Raw genomic sequence first — 26,211 nt, 5'->3', positions numbered from 1 at the left:
TCGTGTAGTCAGTTCCAAATCCTGCCTCCACGATCTTTTTTATATACTATTTTTAAACTGTTTTTTTATTTTCTCAATAAATTCTCTTGCTAATGGTGACAAACTTTTCGATTGTAAATGAATTAGCCAAAAGTCAACATCGAAAGTAGTCTCTTCCTTTAAGGGAATTATTTTAATATCCCCACTTAGAATCATTGGCTGATTTCGAATCGAAAATTCATGCAAATACAAAATTGCTTGGCTCTCTTTTACTAACTCATAAAGTAAGCTACTTCTATTTGATCTAAGAACGACGTTGTTTGAATTCAATTTTGAAATTTTTTCTAGTGTTTTATAGTCGGAGTTTTTATACATAACTATTTTGGTATTTTTCAATTCATTTGGAGATACAGAATCATAAGTATAAAATGGTGATTTTTTACCGACTGCAATACAAATATGTCCTCTATGTAAGTGCTCATATTCAATGAATCTTTCTTTTTTTAACTCTTCGTTTGTAGAAGGAATAAGTGCAAAATCATAATCCTGATTACTGAAATTTTGAATAATACTGGCAGGATTTTCTTCAACAACTTCAAATGTAACTTCATATGGTTCTTTATTAAACATTACCATTGTTTCTTGAAGCATATATGTAAAAGTAGGAGCGGTTATTATTTTCAAATGCGTTTCACTTCTATTTTTAATATCAAAAATTTCTTTGTTAAGCTCTTTAATTGTGCTCAATAAAGTAATTGCCTTTGAAATAACGATTCTCCCTTCAAATGTTGGAATAACACCTTGTTTCGATCGGTTAAAAATTTTAATACCAAGCTCATTTTCTAACTGAGTAATGGACTGGCTCATGCCAGAAGGTGAGATAAATAATTTTTCAGCAGCCTTCGTAATTGACTTTTCCTTTGCTGCATAAACGATATGTTCCATTTGTTCGAAATTCATGATTCACCACTCTCTTTTGTATGACCAGATATCATTATTGATTTTATATTATTTTCAAAAGTAATGTATCATTCTTAGTATTATCTTGTTCTATGCTCACATACTTAAGTTTACTAAAAATTTAAAAGAGAAGCCAAATTATTGGCTTCTCTTTCAAGCTGTTGAAATACAATCTTGTCAATTAATATCCAAATTTTCGTAAAGAAGTAAAGTGAGGTTGATTTCCATTACAGGATGCTCGCTTTCCATGGGGCGAGACCTGAGCCTCCTCGTTCCTGCGGGGTCTCAGCCTTCCCGCATTTCCCATAGGAGTCGAGCACCCCTCCATTCCAATCAACTAATTCATCAAAAAAAGTTTATGATAAAAACCTAATTTAATATCCTTTACTTAGAGTAAATAACAATTTATTAGTCAGTTTGTTGGTCAATTAAAATCGACATCAAATTTAAAACTAATCATAGGAACTTGTTGATCTAAACATAATGACTACTCAAACATATTAAACATTTTAAAACCATTAATAGATCATCAAAAAATGACAAATTTATCATCAATAATGGTCACTGAATAGACGTTTTCCTTTTTGACCGTTCTATATTTCAACACATTGAAAAACGGAAGCCTAAGTATGTAAACTGTTGAAAATTACTAACTCATAACAGCTTCACGAGTAAGTAAATAAGCTAAAATTTGAAAGCAACTTACTCATAACAGGTTCATGATAAATAAATATGCTAAAATTTCAAAAATACTTATTCATAACAGGCTTTAGTTAAAATCACCCACCATTAATTGAGCACTAATTGACAAACGCATTTTTCAACAGTATAAAAGAGAAGCCAAATTATTGGCTTCTCTTTCTAGTATCTTACTTTAATCCTAATTGCGTTAAAACATCATCTAAATTTACACCTTTATATGAAGACCTAGCCTTAGGAGGATTTGGTACTGTCGTATTTTGTAAACCAAAGTTTTTAACAACGTAATCCATATCCTTTTTGTCTACTACACCATCGAAGTTTAAATCAGAACCTGAATGGCTCGTACCCCAATAAGTTTGTAAATTTAATGCGTCTAAAATATCGATAACATTATCTTTATTTGTGTCCCCAGCTGCAGCCTGACCTAAGCTAAAGCCTAACCATTTTCCAATCGCTTCTCCGCGAACATTATCTGATAAAACTAATTGTCTAGACAACGTAAAGTGACCAGGTGCATCTACCTTAACTGTATATGGTTTTGTATCAGGATCCAGGTTATCTGATACGAGATAAGTTCCATTTTTGCTTGTCCAGATTGCATCTTGAACATTTTTTCCATCATATGAAGTAATTGTCACTTTAGCACCTATATTTTGTTGATCTAACTTATAATTCATCTGACCAGTAGCTGGATCATATGCTCCTTCTAATTTCATTGTGCCAGAATATCTAGACATTGTTTGTTTTATATCAAACGATTCCATATAACTGTAAATATTATTTGTTACTACATTTGATTGATCGGTTGTTTCTCCAGTAATGAGATTCAAAACTGCAGGGAACTCCCTGTTGGTGTAACGTTTAGCTGTTACTAAGTCGAAATTTACTAATTGTATATCTTCAGGTAAAGATTTATTACCTAAATAGTTAAATGTTATTGTATATGTTGTTGAGTAATTCGGTTTAGTTGTTGAAGATACAGATACTTGTGCATCACCGTATTGCTTTACAGCATCACTTATTACAACATTTTCAATTTTTGCGTAATCTTTGTATTCCGATACTGCAATTGGAATTGTAATTTTCGCAGTTTTTAGATTTTTCATATTATTAGAACGTAGAGAATAATTAATTGTATCTCCAGATGAAGCTTCTTGTTTATTTGCTTTTAAGTAAAAATATGGATACGATTCTGGAACAAACACTACCTTTAAAAATCCCGTAGCACCTGAAGTAAAGTTTCTTGCCGCATCATTTGCAACAAACGATACTTTACATGGTACTTGCTTTTTTTGTACTAGTATTTGATCTTTAATATTTCCATCTTTATCCGCGTTTATTGCTGGCTCTGGATAACCAGCATTGTTGTATGGGACAACTTGATTGCTAGACTGATCAATTGGAATTCCTGCTTTATTTGCATCTGCTACTTCTGGATCATTAACATTGATATTAAAGTCATATAAAAATTGTCCATTTGAATCAAATTGACTGTCTGTATATTCAATAACCTTTTGATCTAACGAATCAAAACTTGAAGTCATCTTTGGTTTGCCTTTTTCATAAATGAAATCAGCTGATTTAGAGAATGTTTTACCTTGATCATTTGTACCAATCGCTCTTAATTTATAATGTCCTGTTTTTGCTAATACAATTGAATCACTTATTGGATTTTTTGGATCACCAGTGAATGGGAAATAAGCCCCAGCAAATCCAGATGGCACTCCGGTAACAACATTTTCCGGAAGTCCACGTGTATCATATGATGCAAGTAAACCTAGATCTTCACCAGTAGTTGCATCTTGGACTACAAAATCGAGGGTTTTCATATGTGATTTTAACGAAATCTTAAATAGAATTTGGCTTATTGCTCTATTTGGTACAGCTGTATCACCTGAAAACATATTAGTCGTTAGTGTAAAAGTATCAATACCTTCATTTACTACTCGTCCACCAAATGGAATTTGATAAGTTTCAGTCGGATCAGCAGCATTTGTAAAAACGATATATCCTTCATATGTGCCTTTTTCTGCTGTTTTAGGAATATTTAAATTAAACTTAATATTCTTTGTGCTAATTCCATTTAATTTAACTGAAGTTGGTCCAGTTAATGTTACATTATTTTTAGCAGCATCTAATGATCCTCTTAAACCAGTTTGGAATTTAACATTTACATTAAATGTTTTCGCTTTTTCACTTCTATTTTTCAATGTAACAGTACGGTCATCAGTAATATCTTGGTCATTAAATCCAAATGAACCGAAGCTAATGCCACCTGTTAATTCTTTAATGGTTTTTAGTTTACCTTTATCATTTATTGTCGGAGTTTGATCATTCACTTGTAGTTCCACATTTGAGTGGATAGCTTCATAAGCATCAACTCGTCCGCTTCCAATTTCAAACACACTGTAATTTTTTGATAATGAATCAGCTGTGTTCATTAAGATTGATTTTACATCAGCTGGTTGCAAATCTTTGTTCGACTGTAATAACAATGCAGATACCCCAGCAACATAAGGTGTTGCCATTGAAGTTCCAGATAAGCGTTCATATGCATATTTATAATCTTCTGGTTTGGAACCATCTACTGTTTTATTGTTTACATAAAACGGAACAGTTGACATGATCGCAACACCAGGTGCTGTAACTTCCGGTTTAATATCATAGTTAACACGAGAAGGACCTCTTGAACTGAACGCAGCTAATTCATCGCTAGTTGAATGGATTATTGAATAGTCCCCAAACGAGAAGTTTGTATTACCCGCTTGAAGCGCTGCTAGAATTTGTTTTCCATCACTGTTTGATATTGTAAATGATGGAATTGCATCAACTGATTCACCTAAAAATGCATTAATTGGCCCTTCAGCTTGGTTTAGCTCATCGTTATACATAATGACTCCGACTGCGCCTCTCGTTTTTGCATTTTTAATTTTATCAATTAATGCATTCGTTCCACGCTTAATGAATGCAATATTTCCATTTAGGTCCTTGCCGGTAAAATCAGCTGTTGTTCTAGCTAGACCTACATCTACTAATTTGAATGTTTTTCCTTTTAATTGAGTTAAATCATCCGAGTAATTTCTTGCTAACTGTCTTAACGTGTAATTAGCACCATTTTGCACACCTGCATATTGATAAGCTTCAAGTGAAATGGATGAAGCACCAACTGTTAACGCTAATGCTGATGCACCTGGTGAACCTAATGTATACATTTGATCTCCAGAATTACCCGCTGCAACAACTGTTGTCACACCGCTTAAAACAGCATTGTTTAAAGCAATTGATGTCGCATAAAGTGGATCATTTAACGAGTTACCTAATGACAGATTAAGAACATCCATCCCATCCTTCACTGCTCGATCGATCCCAGCGATAATCGAATCAGTTGTTCCGCTTCCATATGGACCTAAAACGCGGTAAGAGTAAAGATCCGCATCTGGTGCTGCACCAAGCATTTTGTATTCACTATCCGCTTTACCACGCCCACCGATAATACCAGCAACATGTGTACCATGTTCTGTATAATAAGTACCTCCACCACTAGTTTCTGGTTGTCCCGATTTCTTCCAATCAGCATACGTGGTTTCCATTGGATCATTATCATTGTCGACGAAATCATATCCGCCTTTATAAGCATCCTTTAAATCTGGATGATTATAATCGATTCCTGTATCCAAAATACCTACTTTAATTCCTTTACCTGTGTATCCTTCTGCATGTAAGCGATCTAAACCATCATAAGGCGTGTAGTTTCCAACTTTTGCTTCATCAGCTTTTAATTGTTCGTTATCATCTGCAGTTGGTGGTTCAATTGAGAATGTTTCATTGCTCCAAACTGTTTTAACTGCTTTAGATTTTAATAGATTTTTTATTTGATTAGCTGGTAGGTTCATCGAAACACCATTAAAAGCATTTTTATATGAACGTGTAATCTTATAATCTACCTTCTTATTATTGTCATCAATTAATAGTTGATCTACATCTTGATTAAACGTTTGGTGATCTTGATCAATTAATTTTGTAGATTCATCTGTCGTTAAAGTTTGCCCTTCAAGACTCGCTTGAAGCTGAGCAACTTTTGTAGGCTGATTTGCAAATTGTACGATGACTGATGTTTGTTCAGTAGACGTTTGATCAATATCAGACGAAACTTGTAGACCTGTTTCTTCATTAACTGAAAGCTGGTTAAGTGCATCTCTTTGTTGTGGAGTTAAGTTTGCAAGAATATCTTCAGTCTTTGAATAGCCTGCAGCTTTTGTAAGATCTAAATGCCCAATAGATCCCAAAATAAAACTAGATGATAGAGCAACTACAGATAAGCTTTTAACAATTTTACGATTGTAAGACTTTTTCCCCATTTTCTTCCTCCATACCTATGTTTATTACATATGTTAGTGTTCATGAATAACGATACGATAATTTAATTGTGAAGCACTGCATTAGTTCTCATTAAATCTTGTACGATTTCATTACAAACTATCTATGTTAATACTATTATTGAAGAAAGGGGGACTTGAAGTAAATTGGGGAAATTAGAAGTTTTTTCCTTATTACAATAGTCATATTTACATTTTTAATTTTCAGAATAAATGTCAAATACTCTCATTTATTGTAAAAAAATTTGATTGTATTAATGCATTATTAATTTTTTTTAATGTAATATGTAGATTTTTGTAACCAAAAATAAACTTGTATTTGGGGGAAAAATAACAATATCATTTAATAAGATAGATAATATATGAATATCTCATTTTATTTTTTTTCAGAATGCTACATTTATCCTATATGCTTCCTTAATACTTCGTAAGTAAAAAATCTTAATAGTTCAATACTCTCTAAAAAAATTGTACTTTTTAAGAATGTACAAATCTTTTTCTAAGCACACATACTAAATTCTAATAAATAAAGAAAACTCGCCGATTGTCGAGCCTTTAGGCGAAGACAGAGGCGTAGGTGCACTAATACTTTATTCCTAAAATTAGGCTCCACGACGAATTAACTTCCTCGCTACCAATTTATACTTTCTTAATATTTAAAAAAGATCGTGTAGTCAGTTCAAAATCCTGCTCCACGATCTTTTTTATAAATTATTATTAAACTGTTTTTTTAATTTCTCAATAAATTCTCTTGCCAATGGTGATAATCTTTTCGATTGTAAATGAATTAGCCAAAAGTCAACGTCGAAAGTAGTCTTTTCCTTTAAAGGAATGATTTTAATATCTCCACTTAGAATCATTGGCCGATTTCGAATCGTAAATTCATGCAAATACGAAATTGCTTCGCTCTCTTTTACTAATTCAAAAAGTAAGCTACTTCTATTTGTTTTAAGAACAACATTGTTTGAACTCATTTTTGAAATTTTTTCTAGTGCTTTATAGTCGGAGTTTTTGTACATAACTATTTTGGCATTTTTCAATTCACTAGGAGATACAGAATCATAAGTGTAAAATGGTGATTTCTTACCGACTGCAATACACATATGTCCTCTATGTAAATGCTCATATTCAATGAATCTTTCTTTTTTTAACTCTTCGTATGTAGCAGGAATAAGTGCAAAATTATAATCTTGTTTAATAAAATGTTGAATAATATTAGCTGGATTTTCTTCAACTAATTCAAATGAAAGATCATTTTGTTCATCATTAAACTTTATCATTGTTTCTTGAAGTAGATAAGCAAAAGTAGGTGCAGTTAAGATTTTTAAATGAGTCTCACTTCTATTTTTAATATCGTATATTTCCTTATTAAGCTCCTTAATCGTGCTTAACAATGTCATTGCCTTTGAAATGACTATTTCCCCTTCAAAAGTTGGTGTTACACCTTGTTTTGATCGATTAAATATTTTTATTCCAAGTTCATTTTCTAACTGAGTAATGGATTGACTCATTCCAGAAGGAGATATAAATAATTTTTCTGAAGCTTTCGTAATTGACATTTCCTTTGCTGCATAAACAATATGTTCCAATTGATCAAAATTCATTTTTACAATTTCTCCTTAGAAAAACTAAATCTACTTCTTTTTACGGATTTCAACTTTACAATAACACTAAAAAAAATCAATTATTTCTTACTATTAACTTATTAACCATCTACATGTGGAACTTTTTATAGACCTTTTGCCAAATAAATCCTAATATTTTATACATTTACCTTTTATATACAATAAAAAATAAGACAAGAATACTACCTAAATCGTATTCTTGTCTTTTATTATTTTTTAAGGGAAAGTTTGTATTTGAAAAAAGATGATCGAATCGTATTACTTTCAAAAAGGGTGTTTAATCAATCTTCTTAATTTCAAAAACACCCTTTTTGACTTTGTTACTTAAGAGTAAATTGTACTGCCTGTTATTTCACTTTTTATAGTTTAATAGACATTACGTTTGTCCAATCACCATAAATTTTTTGCGATCCAACCATTTTGTAAGAACGGATTTTGTAATAGTATGTTTTACCTTTACTTAATCCTTTGTTCGTGTAATTAGTTGTTGTCACGCTAGTTAGGTGAGAATATGATCCTGTTTTTGATGTTGATTTAACAATTTCATATCCAGTTGCACCTGATACTTTTGACCAAGTTAATTTAACAGAATCTTTTCCAGCTTTCGTTAATTTCGCATTTGATGGTTTAGCAGGAATTGCTACCCATTTAGCGTAAATTGTAGTGTTAGCTGTAACGCGATCTTTTGCGAAGTTCCAAGCTACTTTACCTGCAGCATCTTTGTACCATCCAATGAATGCATAGCCTTTTCTTGTTGGTGACTTCGGTTGGCTAATTGTTGCATTGTAAATTGCTGTTTTAGAAGTAACTGAACTTCCTCCGTTACTGTTAAATTTAACTGTATACGTGTTAATGTTCCATTTTGCATAAAGTGTGATGTTGCCTGTAAGTTTAACAGAATTTCCTACTGGCGTTTTTAATGATGCATCTTTATACCATCCAGCAAATGTATAACCTGCTTTTGTTGGTTTTGGTAAATTAATGACGCTATTGTAATTTGCAGTTTGTGCAGGAACTGTAGAACCACCATTGCTTACATAACTTACTTTATACGAATTAATTTTCCACTTCGCATATAGCGTAGTGTCATTTGTCACTTTATCTTTTGCAAAGTTCCAAGCTACATTACCTGCAGCATCCTCGTACCATCCAACGAATGTGTAACCCGTTCTAGTTGTTGTCGGTGCAGTGATACCAGTGTTATAATTTGCAGTTTTGTCAGCTACTTGACTTCCACCATTACTATTAAAGTGAACCGTATAAGAGTTAACTTTCCACTTAGCATATAGAACCATGTCACCAGATACTTTATCAGTTGCAAAGTTCCATGGCGTTTTTAATTCTGCATCTTTATACCAACCAACGAATGTGTATCCAGTTCTTGTTGGTTTTGTTTCATCAAGTAATGAATTGTACTCAGCTTTTACTGAAACTACAAGTCCAGCATCTTGCGTGTCATAGATGACAGTGTATTTTGCTGGTTTCCATGTTCCGTAAAGTGTTTTTGCAGAGTAAATTGAATTTGTGAAATCCCAAGGGATTGTACGATCTGCATCAGCGTACCAAGTCAACTCATAACCATGAACAATTGGTGCTGTTATTCTGCGTGCTACAATTTGATCTTTCGTTCCATCTTTTACTTCAGATGGTGCGTCACCTGGAAGGACGAAATGCACATTATATCCATTTCCTACTTTTTGGACTACTGTCACATCAGCATAGTCAGTAGCATTAATCGTAATCGTATAATCTCTCGTTCTTGTGAACAAGCTCTTATCTAGGGTAATCGTACGGTTAACTTTATCCACATTGTATTTCGATCCATCTACCGCACTACCGTTAAGTTTAATGCTTGTAATCGCAGTTGCCCATTCATTATCACTGAACTCTAACACCATATCGTTCCCTAGTACATTATCCTTTGTATCTGCTGTCACAACAGAACCAGCTAGGGCATATTTCGCATAAAGTGTGATTGGTTTTGTTACAATCGTATCAAAATCATATGGCATTGTTAGATTTTGATCTGTATACCAACCATAGAACTTGTAGCCAACTTTTGTTGGATCAACTGGTTTTGTCGCATTTCTGTCTACGATTTGAGCTGGAACTGGATCTCCACCATTTGATGCAAAAGTTACCGTATAACCGACAACTTGATCAGTCACTGTAACATCTTTATATCCTTCTGAAACAATCGTTACATTGAACTTTTGTCCAACTGAGAACAGATTTGCTTTAAGTGTAATATTATTATTTGAGATTGTGTAATCCTTATTTAGATCTAATGTTTTAGCGCCGATTTGTACAGCCTTAATATTGTTTTTCCATATGCCGTCATCAGTAAATGTTAATGTAATATCACTACCTACAATGTTTCCTGCAACGTCTTTATTAACCGTTGGTGGTACTTTCATCCAACATAGATAGAAAGTTGAATTATCTGTTAGTACTTTAGGATTTGTTGTAATATCAGATTTCTTATCACTTGTACCAGCTGCGTTCAAATATAGGTCATTACTTATCGTTAAATTTCCATTTATTACATGTGCTGAACCCATACTCATAGTTGGCGCAGTTGTTTTTCCATTGACTAATGCATCAGCGAAGAATGTATCATTTGCATTCTTTAACGAACCACCGTTTAAATCAATATGGCGTCTATATCCAAGTTGTACACCTGGTATTGTAACAATTTCGCCTGTTGTCGATGTTATAGTTAAATCATATCCTTTGTTAAAATTTAGCGATGGCATTTCACTAAATGCAAACTTTTCTCCTAATTTGGTTTGACCTGCTTTAACAGCCTGATCATGTGTAGCTGTTGTAAAGGATAGAACTCCATTACTTCCGTTAGACGACAAGCTATAAGTACTTGGGTCTAATGTATAAGGTGTTGCTGTCGTTTCCGTTGAACCATCGCTCTTTATCTGATAAAATTTCGCTTCAATTTTTGCAATTTTATCTTTACTCGTTAGCCAAGAAACATTCGTTAAATAATCTGGGATACTGATTTTTAAATCGCCTTCACCAAGTACCCATCCTATCCCACTTGCACCGCTACTTCCGTCAAATTTTAGTCCATTCGGGTTCGCTTTATCAACTGGTGAATAACTTTGAGTCGTATTCATTTGCCATTTTGCATAAACGGTTGTGTCTCCTATTGCAGGAAATGATACTGGATCCCACTGTGTTTTACCTTCTGCTTCATTAAACCAACCTAGGAATTTATAACCAGGTTTAGTTGGTGCAGGTTTCATGTATGAGAATAAATCGCTATTCGGACCATCCGTTCTACTATTGCCTGCCTTGTAACCTATCGCCATCGGTTTGATTGCTGACCCGCCTTGGCTGTTAAAATTAACAGTATATCCAACTGGTTGTTGACCTGTGTAAACAGGATCAGAACCTGCGATGACATCCGGGTAATTCGTACCATCTGCACCTACTGAGCCAATTGTAAATCTGTATAGTTGTGGCAAATAATTTTTCCCACCAGGGTTGACAGTCGCATTAATATATGATGTTCCATTTTTAGGATCAAGAGTCGAATCTGTCATAAATGTTTTCGCATTAAACGTAATTTGACCTGGTTTACTAATATCGTAATATTTTTGATTTGTATCTGGATTGATTAAATTACTAATATCAATGCTCTGTTTATTATTAGTTGTCACGATCACTTTATTGATTCCATTTCGCCATTTCGCATCTTCTGGGAAGGTTAATGTTAAGTCCTTTCCAATATGCGCTACTGTTGGATCAGTAGTAATTGGAATTGTAGGCGTCGGAATCGGTACTGCTGATACAGTTATAGGCTTCGTTAAATCTTGGTAGCCTGTCGCTTTCACTGTAACAGTGTAATTCGTTGCCGTCGGGAATAAAGAACCTGGGAACGTAATTTTTGATGGCATAGTTTGCTGTGCACCATTTGCATCAAGATATAAATATGCTGGGTTGATTGTTACTAAATTCGTTACATCAGTTGAACCTAGCATAATTTGTGTAATTGATTTTCTCCATACTACATCATCAACGAACACCGTGCTTGAAGGTGACATCGAAATTGTTGCTCCATTTTGCAAGTCTTGTAACATTGGTGCTGTTATGTTTGCTTGAGCTGGAGGTGTAAAATTTAGTGCTTTCATTACTTCATTTATACCATCGCCAGCTTTTAAACTAATTGTTTTAACTTTCGAATCAAGTTTAGGATCAGTATATGTTCCTCTATTAGAAGTAATCGTTATATCATTTGCCAATTTTTTCTGAGGCTCTGCAACTGTTTTACCTGCAGCAATTGCACTATCATTTTTCACCCCAAAGTTTTTAAAGATATAGTAAAAATCATTGTAATTGATGTCACTAAATGAGATACCACCAAATGCGTTTTGACCTGAGAATGCATAACTGATGTCATTATTTCTATGATCAGTCGATCCAGTAAAGAAAGCTGCTTTTTCGGCTGAAGGTGCACCTACACCTTTAAGGAAATCAAAATCTAAATATGCTTGGATTTCTGAAACAAGGTCATTCATATCAATGACATTGTCGCCATTTACGTCTCCACCTAAAAGGATCGGGAATAAACCTCGAATATCCTTTATAGTACCTGATTGATAACCGAATTTGTTTTCACCAATTACAGGTGTTTTTTCATATCCTTTAAAGTGTCCTGGTACACTTGCTTCGACTGAATACGGTTTATCACTAACACCCATTGTCAGAGCATAATATGGGTTGATAAACGTATATGCCATTGTATTATTAAATGATGTTGGTTGGTCCGTTGTAAATTTATTCCCTTTATCATCCGTAGCAGTTACCTTCGCACCAGAATCAACCGTAAATTGAGGATATTGGTTATTTATATTATTTCTTGCGAAAGATTCCGCTGCCACTTGCCCTCTAAGTACAGAGATATTCTGTCTTACATAAGGTACATTTGTTGGGAACCAAGGGACTCTTGTATCTTCACCTGACAAAGTTAAATTCGCTTGTAGTAATTGATATTCGAATTGCCCTGTTACTGGATCAGGACTGTTATAGGTCACATCTGCTTCTATAATCGGCATATCATGATCAAGTGCACCCGCTGAACCTATATTTGAAATCGTCACATCTGTTGTTAAGCCAACTCCATAAGTTGGATGTTTATAAGGTTGACCTACCGTAAGAACTTTAGTCGGATCAATACCTTTACTGATTAAGTAATTTTTATACTCATCCGTAAGGCGAATATTACTGAATTCATAGACATTGTGACTATTCAGCAAAAATTTACCGCCGGTCATTCCTACTCCATACTTAGTTGTCATTGTCATTTTGAATGGTTTATTATTATCAACGACTACTTTATCTTCGTTACCTGGTCCTGCGTCTACTCCATTAGATGAAGTTAACGTGACATACGGATTTCCCTTTTTAATGAAAAAATAAGTCTGTCCGTATACATCTCCATCACTTTCACCTGAATAATCCTGAGGCTCAATATAAAATTCACTACCCATTTTATTTGCTACATCCTCAGCAGTCACCCCAAAATGGAAGCGACCTTTCGCATCAGTATCGAAGTAAACTGTTGGGAACGAACTATCTTGATAACCTATAACACTGTTCAAAGCTTGATCAACTGGAACTGGCGTTACGCCATCCTTAGGGCTTGGCACTGACGTTTCTCCATTGTTTTTCATCACGTCTATGTTTGAGTCATAAACTGTACCACGGAATCCTTTTATTTCTTGTCCAGGCAAGTACCCTGCAGTATCAATTTCATAAATTCCACCCTTGGAGTCTTGATCCATCTTCATTGTTGGTGGTGTACCGTCAACATAGACCGTATCTTCCGCTGTGTAACGTTTTCCATCTTTACCAGTTGCAATCAACTCGAGTGAGTAAGCACCTTCTTTTAGCACTTCCACTTTGTTTGAGATGCCAGAACTGTCATATGTTCCATCGTATGCCTTTGTAAATGGAAGATACCATCCACTAAAAAGTGTTATAAGTGGTCCATACTGAACACCTGGGATCAAATTACTACCGGTTGATAACGTGTTAGCTATACCGATATATTTTCCATCCTTGTCTTTTATGGCAATATATAAGTCTTTCATTTCGTTATTTACCGATAAATTATAAGCAGTAAGATTTCCTTCTGCCGCCGCTTTTATCGCTACTTGGAATTTATTAATTCCTTTTTCCGCAACTGTAATCGTAAACGGAATACGATAAGTTTCTGATGGGTCCTTTGAGTTTACAAGGTTAATATAACCTTCGTAAGTACCATCTAATGAATTTGAGGGAACTGTAATTTTTGCATTTGCTTTAACAGTACTTCCTCCGCCCACATTAATAGAGTTCACATTTTTCCCATCGACAGAAAAATCGATTTTTACATCATTTCCTGTGCCAGGACCTACTTTATTCGATCCAGCAAATTTTGATGTAATAAATGCAGTACTTACATTGAATGTTTTACTACCAGTTCCTAGATTTGAAACATTAAAGTCTTTTGAAGAAACCACATCATCAGAACCGTTCGTTGCACCTTCTCCTCTACCTTTGAAACCAAAGAACATGCTTCCAGTCAAGTTATCAACTTCATGAGCTGTTGATGCATCTGAAGGATCGTCAAAAGTAACTGTTTTATCTAAAACTTGGACTTTAACATCTGCAGCGATTGCACGAGCCGGATCAACACGTCCTGCTCCTACTTGATATACGCTATGAGTCTTTGAATCTGTGTCAATACTTTTAGCTGTATTCATTAATGCCGTCTTAACATCTGCAGGTGTATAATCTGGATGTGCAGCTAAAACTAAAGCTGAAATCCCAGCAACGTGTGGTGTTGCCATTGAAGTACCCGACATGATCTGATACGCAAGTTTATAATCATGAGTTTTATCGTTTTGTGGCTCCCAAATATCGTATGGAGCTGTTGAAGAAATATCAACACCAGGAGCTACAACGTCAGGTTTAATTGTCCAATCTTTAACTGGACCTGTTGAACTAAAGCTTGCCAACTCATCTCCACTCTTACTAATTGGTGTATCAAGTGTAGATGGGAAAGTAATGTTAGCTGATTTAGGGTCTTTTTTAATTGCATCAGACAGAGCTTGTCCTTGTGATTGTGTCAATGAAACTGAATAAACATTATCCATACTGACACCTAAGAAGTTAGGTATATAGCCTTGGCTATCTGGATCGGCCGTATTATCCCAGATAATCATACCCGCTGCTCCAGCATTTTTAGCATTTGACATTTTTGTTTGTAAGTAGTCAACTCCACGCTTAACTAGAACAAGTTTACCTTTCACATCAATTCCACTATAATCTGCTTCACTTCCTAAACCAACATCGACGATTGGTAGTGATTGCCCTTTATAAGCATCATCTGATTGTGAAAAGTCTTTACCGAATAAACGTGCTTTATAAGAAACTGGACCATTCTTAATTGTCATTGTTGCAATTTGTTCAGGTATCGTACTTGCGCCAACAGTAATTGCTAATGCTGAAGACCCTGGTGAACCGACTGTAGCTTGTCCAGGACCAGCGTTACCTGCTGCAACATCACAGACAACACCTGCTAAAGTAGCATTGTTAATAGCAATACTAGTTGGATAATATGGGTTATTAATATTTGCACCAAGAGAAAGATTAATCACATCCATGTGATCTTTTACTGCCAGGTCTATACCATTTAATACAGATTCTGTTGTACCATGTCCACCCGGTCCTAATACACGATAGCTATAAAGGTCTACATCTGGAGCTACCCCATTAGCCGAATAAACATCATTATTATTCGTTGTATTCGCTGCAATCGTCCCAGCAACGTGAGTTCCATGAGACGTAATATATGGCTTATAATCTGCAGGAGGTGTCCCAGAGATTACATCGGGATCCGCTCTATCCGCTAACCAATCCTCATAAGTTGTTTCCATTGGATCATGGTCATCTACGTATTTAACGTTTCCGTTTGCATCTAATCCTTCATTATTAACTAAGTCATGTCCACCTTTATAAACAGCCTTCAAATCTGGGTGATTATAATCAATACCAGTATCTAATATACCAACCTTAACCTTTTGTCCTGCACGTGGACCTGATTTAATGATACCAGTATTACCTTCAGCTTGAAGTTTATCAATACCTAAATAAGAAAGCCCACCTGTTGGCTTCCCTGCAGCTCTACTTGTCGCTACAGCTTGGGAAGAATTATCTTCTGGAACAGAATATTCTACTTCCGACCAAATAGAAGCAACTTCTGGATTTTCCGCAAGTTTTTCTACTTGATTTGCAGGTAAAGTTAATGATACACCATTAAATGCATCTGTGAATTCACGTGTAATCCCCATAGAAGTATTGACAGACTTACCGCCAACTATTTGCGTCTTAGGCTGTCCATTCACAAAGCTTTTAAATTTAGCATGAGAGTCTTTAACCCTTTGTTGTGCATCAGAATATTCACTTGCAAATGCTTGACTATTTGCAGTTGCTCCCCCTTTAGCTAGAGATTGCTTTATGATTTGGATCTTAGCTGGATCTTCTTTAAATTGAACAATTACATTAATCTTTTTTGAACCAGTTAAATCCTTTTTGTCCACATGAATTTTTTGAGCGTTATCTGCCCCAGTTAGCTTATTAATATTTGCTTTTTGTTCAGCAGTAAGGCCGTCAAGAATACGGTTTACTTCTTTCGCATCAAAAGTATTACTAGATGAATCTTGTTGATTCAGTTTAGTCTCAGCATTTGTACTTGCAAAACTTTGAGGAATCGCAACGTTTAAAAACATTGAACTTAACGCAAAGACTGAGATCATCTTTTTAGTTGGCTTCATACTCTTTCTTGATAATTTTCTCTTTTCCATGTTTTCCCCCCCATTAGATAAATCATCCACTTACAATCAATTGTTAGATGTTTTTACAGAAAATTCATGAATAAAAAAACTATTCTTAACAATTGGATAATTAAATTTTACTCCAAGATTTATTTGTCTTGTATTGGGGGAATTTAGCGTTTTTTGTTTCATTTTTGAATAAGAAAACGTAGAAAAATGAATTTTTTTTGTAAAAAAGGAGGATTTTCGGGCGAATATGATTAATAAAGACTTAATTTTTAAACCTGAGCAAAGTATAAAAACAAAGTTAAATCGTAAAAATTTTGAATTTTTTAAAATTTGGGGGAATTTCGTATAATTTCAGAATTTTCATTAAAAAACTTTTAAAATTTAAAATTCCAATTTATACAAAAAAAACTATCAAACTTAAAGTTAAAAAAGAATGATAGTTTTTTATGATTCTATAATTTTTTATATTTTTCTAATCTTTTTATAACATTTTCGAAATTTTACTATTATTTTAAACCTAATTGAGTTAACACGTCATCAAGTGTTACGCCTTTATATGAAATCTTAGCTTTAGGCAGGTTTGGAACTGTACTATTTTGTAATCCTAAGTTTTTAATTACATAATCCATATCCTTTTTATTTACAACACCATCGAAGTTCAAATCAGCAGATACTTTATTTGTTCCCCAATATGTTTGTATATTTAGAGCATCTAAAATACCAATGACATTATCTTTATTTGTATCGCCAGCTTTCGCAGGAGATAATATATTTATTATAGATTTTTCAAGAGATATTCATATTCCATTGACGCGATTTGTAGATTTTTGTTATTTAAAATACACTTGAAATTGGGGAATATTATCGTTACATTAATAAGTTGAATCATTAAAAACAATTAATAAAGACTTAATTTTTGATGACGAGATGACTATAAAAAAACTCAAATCCTTGGTTTACACGGACTTGAGCAGACCTTCAATTATCATTTTTTTTTCAACGCAGTTTCCTTTGTAAGGAGTACATATTTTTACATTTGGACAAAAACCAGGATTTTTAGAACATAACGCAGTAGTAATTACCGGATCCAGTCTACTAATGGTACTAAAATAACATCCAATATAATGATTACGAGCGATACTATTTAATTGAAAAGATACTGGATAATTATGGTTTACATTCTAATAATATAATCCTTCTTCTGTAAATGGAGGGGGATAAAATTTTTCTGGGAAAGTTTCAAATAAATCATGAATATTTACGATTCTTTTATTATTTTTTACCTCTTGATTGAATCGATAAACAAAGTCAGGATCACCTACACGCGGACTACCAAAAGTATATACTGAAGCATTCTTAAATTTTGAATTCATTATAATATCTAATGTTGCTAATATTGCCAACGCACCACCATAGTTATGGCCGGTAATAAATAGCTTTTTGTTCATTGAAAGTTTGTTTAATTCTTTAAATAATTTGTTCCTTGTAGATTGATAAATACATGTAAAGCCTCGAGAAGTTTTACCACTATTTTTAACAAATAGATAATCAACTTGAAGAATGTCATACGCTGCAATAAGGTCTGCAGGATAAGAAGCGTACCCTCTAAAAGAGATTATGATGTTTTCCTTTGATTCAGCAATAAACCAAAATACCTCATTTGTAGGATTCTCTACGTTTACATCAGCATGAATAATATATTTTAGCTCGTAGCCTTTTGGTAAAGTAATTGTTCCATTAAAGAATAGTAAATACGTTTGATAGCTAAGCCAGTAATATAGCCTCTTAACTATTCAAACTATTCCTTTTGTCTGAGAGTCTCAAATTTCCACGTCCTCCCTTTTCTTGAAATAAGAATTTCCAACCTAATACCTCATATATTGTATGTTTCATATCCCTATTTAAGATTAGTTTATGTTTTCACATATACATTTTACTTTTAGAATAATTATAAAAATTCGTAAAAAAAAGAGTCTTTCGCAGACTCTTTTTTACAAATTGTTTTGTTTTCTACTAATAAAAACATTATTTTCTCAAATGATAAGGAACCGTCGTAACAACTACATCCTTTTGACTTATTAACCAAAGTCTAAGTAAAAGTGCCGTTTGATTATGAAGAAGATTATGCCACCATTTTTTAGGTATAAATTGTGGAATCACAATTTGGATGTGGCTATCTGGCTCGTTTCCTTCAATTAATTTAATGAATCTTGAAATTGGTGCAAGTACTGAACGATACGGGCTTTTTAGAACGACTAAGCGACATGGATTACCCCATTCTTCCCATTTTTCTTCCATTCTCTTAATTGATTCATCATCAAATCCAACATAAACAGCTATCGGTTCTGTTGCAATACCTTTTGCAAATGATAATGTATTATGCACAACTCGATGAGTTCCTGAAACTAATACAACTGTAATAACTTTATTTGCTTCCGGTTGAAAAGAACTTAAATCGATACTTAATTCGCTTGATACATTTTGATAATGTTTATAAATAGCTAATGAGAAGAGAATTATTGTTGGAATGACAACTAATACAACCCAAGCACCATCTGCAAATTTTGTAACTGCAAAGATTACGGTTACAACAGATGTTACGATTAAACCAATAATATTGATTGCTAATTTGCCTTGCCAATTCGGACCTTTTACTCGCTTCCACCTTCTTGTTAAACCTAATTGAGCAATTGTAAAAGATAAAAACACACCAATTGCGTAAAGTGGAATCAGCGCATTTGTATGAGCTTGGAATGCAATAATTAATATACTAGCTGCTGCAGCAAGTGCAATAATTCCATTTGAGTAACCTAAACGATCCCCTCTGTTTGTAAATCCTCTAGGTAAAAAACCATCAGCTGCAACGATTGCTGCTAACTGTGAAAATCCTGTAAAAGTCGAGTTAGCTGCCAAAATTAAAATGATAAATGTAAACCAAATGATTACTTGATATAAAATCCCTTGACCAAAATACACCTTTATTAATTGAGATAACATCGTATCATTTGGATTAGGTGAAATTCCGTTTACATATAAATGATATGCAAAGCCTAAAAGTGTAATTGAAGTAATTACGCCTAATGCTATATATGTTTTAATCGCATTTTTTTGACGAGGTTCTCTAAAAACTGGTACTGCATTTGAAATGGTTTCAATACCTGTTAAAGCAGAACATGCAGAACTAAATGCTTTTAAAACAAGTAAAATACTTAATCCTTGTGGAACTGTACCAAATGTAGGTGTATGGTGCTGTACAAAACCATTTTGGAATTCGTCAAAAAATCCGGTAAAAATCAAAAGCAACATACAGATCATAAAGCCAAATGTTGGCCACGCAAATATTTTAGCTGATTCAGCAACCCCACGAAGATTAACAACTAATAATAAAAATACACAAAATATCGCTAAAACTGTTTCATAAGGTTTAACTGCTGGGTATGCAGATGACACTGCTTCAAGAGCAGCGGAAACTGAAACCGCAACTGTTAAAATATAATCAACTAAAAGTGAGCTTGAAGCGACGAGTGAAACCCATCGAGGTTTGAAATTGTCCTTGGCAATTGCATATGCTCCGCCACCACTGGGATAAGCTAAAATACCCATAATATATGAAAGAATAAGTATTCCTAATAAAAGAACAGTTGCGATCGTAATCGGTATGATATACCAGTGTGCTTTAACCCCTAGACCGAGCAACTCGGTCATTCCCGCCTCTGGTCCATACGATACAGATGAATACAAATCGGCTGCTAGAATTGGCAGGGCAATAAACCAAATCAACTTATTATGCTGTGCATGAATTTCAGCTGTTCTCATAGGTCTGCCAATAAATACGCGTTTTACACTATTAAAATTTGATATCGAATAATAAATCCCAAAAATCGCTAAAATAAATAGTCCAATTTCTATATATTCGGACGGATGATGCATAAATTTCTCCCCTTTTCTTAAAAAAGCAATAAAACTAACAATACCTTGGTAAAAACTACCAATTTCCACTTTTTTGCATACAAAAAAACACTAAGCTTTACTTAGTGTTTAAAAACAATACTAAATAAACCCCCTTCTTTAAATGCTTACGAGGTTAGCTGTCGGATTCGGGATTAAAGAATACCCCTACCTTTACAAAAAAGGATTCACCCCAATAAAGAAATGGTTCCCCCGCTCTTTTTAAGATTAAGCAACTATGGTTATGAATTAGAAAAATATAGAATTTAAATGTAAATATATAACTTCAGGATAAATTTGTAAAGAGACTTTTTTTAAAATTTACAATAAAAAAATTTAAATCTCAAAATAAAAGAATTTAAGAATCAAGTATGGTTAAATCCCAATCTTATACTTATTAGCGTACTTGATTCCAAACAATTTGTTGTGACTTTCCCGTAGCTAAAGAGTTCATTAATACGTTTTGCACTTCTGTTTGATTAACCGTTGAGATCTTTTTATTAGCTTCTGACATATTTGTTTCGTAACCCGTCAATAAAATAGAAAATCCACATCCAACTACTAAAGATAAAATTACTTTTTTCATTTTGTACTCTCCTCTCTCGATTATTTTCAAATAAAAAAAAACCATGACCAATGGTCGTGGTTTGACGTTCGTTTTTAAACGTAAGACCAGTTCTACGGAAAATTCGCGACTAATTATCGCGCTTGATTCCAAACGATCTCTTGTGCTTTATCAACTGTTAAAGTATTTGTTAACACGTTTTGTACCTCAGTTTGATTAAAAGTTGAGACCTTTTTATTAACTTCTGAATTATTCGTTTCGTACCCTGTCAGTAAAATAGAAAATCCGCATCCAACTACTAAAGATAAAATAATTTTTTTCATTTTTGTTTTCTCCTTTCGTGATTTTTTAATATAAAAAAACCATGACCAATGGTCGTGGTTTGACGTTAGTTTTTTAACGTAAGACCAACTTCGGAAATTTCGCGACTAATTATCGCACTTGATTCCAAACGATCTCTTGAGCTTTATCAACTGCTAAAGTATTTGTTAGCACGTTTTGTACCTCAGTTTGATTAAACATAGAGATCTTTTTATTAACTTCTGACTTATTCGTTTCGTACCCTGTCAGTAAAATAGAAAATCCACATCCAACTACTAAAGATAAGATTGCTTTTTTCATTTTGATTACTCCTTTCGTGATTTTTTCATATAAAAAACCATGACCAATGGCCGTGGTTTGACGTTCGTTTTTAAACGTAAGACCAACTTTATCATGATAAAATCCACTCGTCAATTGGTGATTTTTGGAATTAGTATTGTAAACGATTACTTGAAATTAATGTTTTTTGATGTCTTATTTTTGGTAATCGTTTACATATTTATTAACTTTTAAATAAAGCTAGTTGACGAAAACATAATTGAAAAAGACAACTAAAAAATAGTTGTCTCAATGTGTAAAATTAAGATGTTTTATTGGTGTATGTTTAGACTAATATATAAACCTAATAATGTAATGAAAAGTACTGGAATGGTTATAATAATTCCGATTTTTAAATAAGTTCGATAAGAAATTTTTATCCCTTTTTGTGCCAAAACATGTAACCATAGTAAAGTAGCTAGAGATCCGATGGGTGTCATCTTTGGTCCTAAGTCCGAACCAATTACATTCGCATAAATCAGCCCTTCTTTTATAATTCCTGTCGTATGTGTATGTTCAATTGCAAGTGATGCAATCATTACTGTAGGAAGATTATTCATAATAGCAGAAAGAACTGCAGAGATAAAACCCATTCCTAGAGTTGCAATTAGTATTCCTTTATTAGCAACATAATGAATTAAATGGGCTAATACATCAGTTAAACCAACATTCTTCAATGTATAAACAATTATATACATTCCAATTGAAAACACTACAATTGTCCATGGTGCATCGCTAATATAATTGGGGTAAGAATTAATGCTCCACCATCATTCGTAAAAAAAGCAGTGACGAATGCTCCGAGAACATTTATATAAACGAACATCTTTATCCCGTTTCCATTTGCAGCACTGACCATATGTAAAGCAGCCCACTCAAAAAAACCAATTTCATCTAATATCAATGAAATGATTATGACAGCTATTAATGCAAAAGTTGCATTCCATACAATACCGGTTACTACGATAACATCATGGAAATCAACTAGCCCTAAAATGAAAGATAAGGCCGCTCCTCCAAATGCGATCCACCCAATAGAAATATTTTTCGGCTGCCAAATTACTAAAACAAGTGTTGTGATAAAAATTAATGATGCAAGAATGATTGAAACCAATTAACAATACAGCCTTTCTAGTTTTTTGTTTAGACTGAATAATTATATTACAGTCTTTTTATTAAAGATACTTTGAAATAATTTTCATTCCGTTTAATAAAATGTAGCTTTATTAAAAAAATTATTTAGAAATCGATTCTTATTTACTATTAAAAAAACGAGGGTCTCCACTTTAAGGATCCCCTCGTTTCACATTCATTTTTATTTATCTTTTTTCTTATTTACTTTCATTTATTTCATCTTCATATTTCGAAATTTTCCGCTGAATTTTATTTAAGTTTTCTTCCATTTCTTTGATTTGATCTAAAACATTTTTTTCTTGTTGAATCATCAGGCTTAAACGTTGCTGTAAAGTTTCTTCCCCGTTCATAGACCAGTCAACAAATTGCTTTATTTTCTTAATTGGCATACCTGTATTTTTTAGACACAAAATCATATCAATAAATTTAAGTGCGTCCTCATCAAAAATTCTGTCTCCACTCTCAGTTCTTTTTAGAAAAGGTAACAAGCCTTGTTTATCATAATATCTTAATTGAGAAATTGTTAAACTATTCAACTTTGCTACTTGTCCAATTGTATAATTCATGAACTCTCATCCTTACCAAGGCATAATTCCTTTTGCATTTAGAATTTTACCATTGTAGTTAATATTACTTAATGCATAGTTCGTAATAATTGTAGCACCTTCAGCTGTTGTTTTTCCTCCAGGTGTATTTCCGTTTAGGTCAGTCGTTGTAAATCCAGGAGTAACACCAAAAATTTCTGGACCATCACTACCAAATTCTTTACCAAAAGTAAGTGTCAATGAATTGTTAGCAGTTTTCGAGGAATTATATCCTAGAATATTTATTGTTGCAGTTTCTCCGCGATCAAATAATGTTTGCGATGCCATATCTGTCGTTACATTAATAATTTTTCCGCCTTCTGATTTTTTAACCAATGGTAAAAAAGTTTGAATCATTTGGAAAGTGCCGAAGAAATTCACTTCAAATGCTTGACGTAAAGTTTCAAGTTTGATTTCACTTGGTAAAATATGAAAATCTGGTGCAATCCCTGCATTATTTATTAATAGATCTAAGTGGTCAGTCACTTTCGAAATTTTATTTAAAGAATCTTGAATAGATTGTGAGTTAGTCACATCCACTAGAATAAACGTTACATTTGAAAAACCTAAATTCTGCACTGCTTCCATTCCTAGTTCTTCATTTCGTGCGCCTAAGAAAACATGATAATCTTTTTCAGCTAATTGACGAACTACTTCTAATCCAATCCCTTTATTAGCACCTGTTACTAAAGCATATTTTGTCATTTTAATTTCCTCCAATTTATAAATTTCTTGCTTACAAATCAGAGATTACAGCCTAAACCTTAGTTTAGGTCAAGGGTTTTAATTATAATTTTATTAAATTTAATAATAATAAATGAATATGAGGTAATTGTTGAAAAACATATATTATTTATGTTTTAATCAAATCGCAGTGATAAACAGATACCGCTACTAAAAAACGGAATTGAAGTTATAAACTTCAGCATTATAGAATAATCAAACTTTATATCTAGAAAAATTAAGGAGTACGAAAAATGAATATTGCGTTTTTCTTTACCCCCAAAAATGAACTTGTTTATATGAATATCAACTCGACAATGCGTCAAGCACTTGAAAAAATGGAACACCATCGTTTTACTGCAATTCCTTTAGTTGATGATAACGGCAAATACGTTGGTACGCTAACTGAAGGTGATTTATTATGGAAATTAAAAAATACAGAAAGTTTATCTTTTTCTAATACAGGAAAAATAAATCTAAATGAAATTTCCTTGCATCATGTTTATGCACCAGTTTCAATCAATGCACAAATTGAAGATTTATTTACAAGAGCAATTAATCAGAACTTCATTCCAGTAATTGACGATCATGACGTTTTTATTGGCATGGTAAAGAGAAGAGAAATAATTGAGTATTGTAGTAAGAAATTATTATCAGAAAGTGAAAGTATTTAAAGCTTTTCATATTACGAAAAGAGCAACTACAGTTTTTTTGTAGTTGCTCTTTTTTATTAAAGAAACGAAATAATAAGTCAGCTTATCTGACCCGAAGGCCCCATCTATTGTTACTGAATTGAATCAAATCTATTTAGCCTTAACAAAAGGGAAAGCTCTTATTTTAATTGATGGGTTCGATCAAGGGATTTTAGCCGATTCAGCTGATTGGCAAAAAAGGGCGTTAACCGAACCAGATACACAAAGAATTGGGAAAGGATCATTAGTAGGATTTAATGAACAGTTAAAAGTAAATGTAAATCTTCTTCCGAATATGATTCAAACTAGGGATTTTGCTGTTGAGAACTTTTCACTTGGGAAGAAATCAAAGACTGATGTGGCAATCGTTTACATTGATGAATTTGTTGACAAAAAAGTACTTGAGGAAACTAGAAGAAAGATAAAAGAAATAGATGTAACTTACTTACTCGAAGCTAGAGTTATAGAAGATGCTTTATAAGAAAAAAAGTATTGTTTCCCTTAGTATTTACTTGTGAAAGACCTGAAGTAACAATATCAGCATTGTATGAAGGTAGGGTTGCCATTATCATAAACAGTACCCCTTACGTCTTAATTGTACCGACCTTATTTATCCATTATTTTCAACAACCGGATGAATACAATATGAAAAGTAGACGTTTTATTATTAGATTGATCCGTTTTTTCTCTTGGTTGCTCTCGATCGGACTACTTGGGGTTTACGCAACAGTAGTTCAATTTCATCAGGACTGGTTTCCACATAAGTTTAGTAAAGAACTTTTATCACAATCAAATACATTATTACCGTTACCATTAGAAATGATCTTTTTACAATTTATTTTTGATTTACTTTCTGAAACATCATTACGCATTCCTATATCGACGGTTTTATTAGTGTCACTCATCGGTGCAATTGTAGTTGGACAAATATCTGTTGATGCTAAAATAGTTCATTCATTAAGTTTAATCATTGTGGGCATAAACTTTTTAGCAAGCATGTCACTAACTGCAGGAGGACTGTGGGGTGTAATGAGCTTCCTCCGTTATTTATTTCTATTTATAGGTTATTTTTTCGGAATAACTGGTATGTCTATAGGATTCTACTTACTATCGTATATATGGCATCACTAAAATCAGTTGGAGTACCTTATTTAGCACCCTTTATTCCTTTCCAATACAAGGAATTCAAAGATGTTTTATTTCGTGGAGATTTGCGTAATTTAATCAATAGTAGGCATACTTACCCACACAAGGATAAGAAATAGCTTTTCAATCATTAATTTAAAGGTGCACTTAGATCATTAGTGCTCCTTTTTTATTTTGGTGTATCCTGTTTCTGTTATCGATTTAACAATTTGTCTAATCGTAATAGGATAATATGCTCTATTCAGTAATATTAATTAATAAAGTGAGTTTTCTATAAAACTAGAATACTGAA

The 26,211-nt window shown here is 33.3% G+C and carries 14 protein-coding genes, 2 pseudogenes and 1 riboswitch; of the genes and pseudogenes, 3 read left to right on the top strand and 13 right to left on the bottom strand.

Annotated elements, in window-relative coordinates:
- Window positions 1–39: 39 nt before the first annotated feature.
- The 13 genes and pseudogenes from AN960_RS17195 to AN960_RS17135 form a co-directional block, all read right to left on the bottom strand.
- A complete protein-coding gene (locus AN960_RS17195; RefSeq protein ID WP_056473900.1) occupies window positions 40–939 on the bottom strand; it encodes a LysR family transcriptional regulator in 900 nt (299 codons plus the stop codon).
- A gap of 869 nt (window positions 940–1,808) precedes the next feature.
- On the bottom strand, window positions 1,809–5,999 hold the full coding sequence (locus tag AN960_RS17190) for a S8 family serine peptidase (RefSeq protein WP_056473899.1): 4,191 nt from the start codon (window positions 5,997–5,999) through the stop codon (window positions 1,809–1,811).
- A gap of 722 nt (window positions 6,000–6,721) precedes the next feature.
- Window positions 6,722–7,621, bottom strand: a complete 900-nt coding sequence (locus AN960_RS17185) for a LysR family transcriptional regulator (RefSeq protein WP_056473897.1) — start codon at window positions 7,619–7,621, stop codon at window positions 6,722–6,724.
- Window positions 7,622–8,001: 380 nt separating this feature from the next.
- Window positions 8,002–16,509 (bottom strand): InlB B-repeat-containing protein, encoded by an 8,508-nt coding sequence (locus AN960_RS17180; protein ID WP_056473895.1) that lies wholly within the window; start codon window positions 16,507–16,509, stop codon window positions 8,002–8,004.
- 485 nt (window positions 16,510–16,994) lie between these two features.
- Window positions 16,995–17,258, bottom strand: coding sequence for a dockerin type I domain-containing protein (locus tag AN960_RS24805; RefSeq protein WP_286131745.1), 264 nt, complete (start codon window positions 17,256–17,258; stop codon window positions 16,995–16,997).
- Between the two features lie 411 nt (window positions 17,259–17,669).
- The gene (locus tag AN960_RS25145) at window positions 17,670–18,104 is read right to left on the bottom strand and encodes a lipase family protein (RefSeq protein ID WP_502692555.1); all 435 of its coding nucleotides are present in this window, start codon (window positions 18,102–18,104) and stop codon (window positions 17,670–17,672) included.
- Between the two features lie 409 nt (window positions 18,105–18,513).
- Complete coding sequence (kimA, locus tag AN960_RS17170) at window positions 18,514–20,418, bottom strand: potassium transporter KimA (protein WP_056473893.1); 1,905 nt, start codon at window positions 20,416–20,418, stop codon at window positions 18,514–18,516.
- 128 nt (window positions 20,419–20,546) lie between these two features.
- Window positions 20,547–20,681: riboswitch (cyclic di-AMP (ydaO/yuaA leader) on the bottom strand.
- 152 nt (window positions 20,682–20,833) lie between these two features.
- Entirely contained in the window at window positions 20,834–21,022 is a 189-nt protein-coding gene (locus AN960_RS17165; protein ID WP_056473892.1) for a hypothetical protein, read from the bottom strand.
- Between the two features lie 113 nt (window positions 21,023–21,135).
- Complete coding sequence (locus tag AN960_RS17160; RefSeq protein ID WP_056473890.1) at window positions 21,136–21,324, bottom strand: hypothetical protein; 189 nt, start codon at window positions 21,322–21,324, stop codon at window positions 21,136–21,138.
- A 109-nt stretch (window positions 21,325–21,433) separates the two neighbouring features.
- The gene (locus tag AN960_RS17155) at window positions 21,434–21,622 is read right to left on the bottom strand and encodes a hypothetical protein (RefSeq protein ID WP_056473887.1); all 189 of its coding nucleotides are present in this window, start codon (window positions 21,620–21,622) and stop codon (window positions 21,434–21,436) included.
- 290 nt (window positions 21,623–21,912) lie between these two features.
- Window positions 21,913–22,754, bottom strand: a pseudogene (locus AN960_RS24120) (ArsB/NhaD family transporter).
- A gap of 217 nt (window positions 22,755–22,971) precedes the next feature.
- Window positions 22,972–23,340, bottom strand: coding sequence for a MerR family transcriptional regulator (locus tag AN960_RS17140; RefSeq protein ID WP_056473882.1), 369 nt, complete (start codon window positions 23,338–23,340; stop codon window positions 22,972–22,974).
- A 12-nt stretch (window positions 23,341–23,352) separates the two neighbouring features.
- Complete coding sequence (locus tag AN960_RS17135; RefSeq protein ID WP_056473880.1) at window positions 23,353–24,063, bottom strand: SDR family NAD(P)-dependent oxidoreductase; 711 nt, start codon at window positions 24,061–24,063, stop codon at window positions 23,353–23,355.
- 272 nt (window positions 24,064–24,335) lie between these two features.
- Here AN960_RS17135 and AN960_RS17130 point away from each other — a divergent pair, with 272 nt between their 5' ends.
- The 3 genes and pseudogenes from AN960_RS17130 (at window position 24,336) to AN960_RS17120 (ending at window position 26,038) form a co-directional block, all read left to right on the top strand.
- Window positions 24,336–24,755: a CBS domain-containing protein gene (locus tag AN960_RS17130; RefSeq protein ID WP_056473878.1), complete on the top strand. Its 420-nt coding sequence runs from the start codon at window positions 24,336–24,338 to the stop codon at window positions 24,753–24,755.
- A gap of 118 nt (window positions 24,756–24,873) precedes the next feature.
- Entirely contained in the window at window positions 24,874–25,254 is a 381-nt protein-coding gene (locus AN960_RS17125; RefSeq protein WP_056473876.1) for a spore germination protein, read from the top strand.
- A gap of 11 nt (window positions 25,255–25,265) precedes the next feature.
- A pseudogene (locus AN960_RS17120) lies at window positions 25,266–26,038 on the top strand (spore germination protein).
- Window positions 26,039–26,211: the final 173 nt, after the last annotated feature.

This window comes from Bacillus sp. FJAT-25509, assembly GCF_001420605.1.
GTDB lineage: Bacteria > Bacillota > Bacilli > Bacillales > Bacillaceae_G > Gottfriedia.
This window is presented reverse-complemented; position numbering and strand designations above follow the sequence as displayed.

What these genes read in the sequence shown, in the direction of transcription:
- AN960_RS17195 (WP_056473900.1), bottom strand. Translation starts at nt 939, where the DNA reads ATGAATTTCGAACAAATGGAACATATCGTTTATGCAGCAAAGGAAAAG.
- AN960_RS17190 (WP_056473899.1), bottom strand. Translation starts at nt 5,999, where the DNA reads ATGGGGAAAAAGTCTTACAATCGTAAAATTGTTAAAAGCTTATCTGTA.
- AN960_RS17185 (WP_056473897.1), bottom strand. Translation starts at nt 7,621, where the DNA reads ATGAATTTTGATCAATTGGAACATATTGTTTATGCAGCAAAGGAAATG.
- AN960_RS17180 (WP_056473895.1), bottom strand. Translation starts at nt 16,509, where the DNA reads ATGGAAAAGAGAAAATTATCAAGAAAGAGTATGAAGCCAACTAAAAAG.
- kimA (WP_056473893.1), bottom strand. Translation starts at nt 20,418, where the DNA reads ATGCATCATCCGTCCGAATATATAGAAATTGGACTATTTATTTTAGCG.
- AN960_RS17165 (WP_056473892.1), bottom strand. Translation starts at nt 21,022, where the DNA reads ATGAAAAAAGTAATTTTATCTTTAGTAGTTGGATGTGGATTTTCTATT.
- AN960_RS17160 (WP_056473890.1), bottom strand. Translation starts at nt 21,324, where the DNA reads ATGAAAAAAATTATTTTATCTTTAGTAGTTGGATGCGGATTTTCTATT.
- AN960_RS17155 (WP_056473887.1), bottom strand. Translation starts at nt 21,622, where the DNA reads ATGAAAAAAGCAATCTTATCTTTAGTAGTTGGATGTGGATTTTCTATT.
- AN960_RS17140 (WP_056473882.1), bottom strand. Translation starts at nt 23,340, where the DNA reads ATGAATTATACAATTGGACAAGTAGCAAAGTTGAATAGTTTAACAATT.
- AN960_RS17135 (WP_056473880.1), bottom strand. Translation starts at nt 24,063, where the DNA reads ATGACAAAATATGCTTTAGTAACAGGTGCTAATAAAGGGATTGGATTA.
- AN960_RS17130 (WP_056473878.1), top strand. Translation starts at nt 24,336, where the DNA reads ATGAATATTGCGTTTTTCTTTACCCCCAAAAATGAACTTGTTTATATG.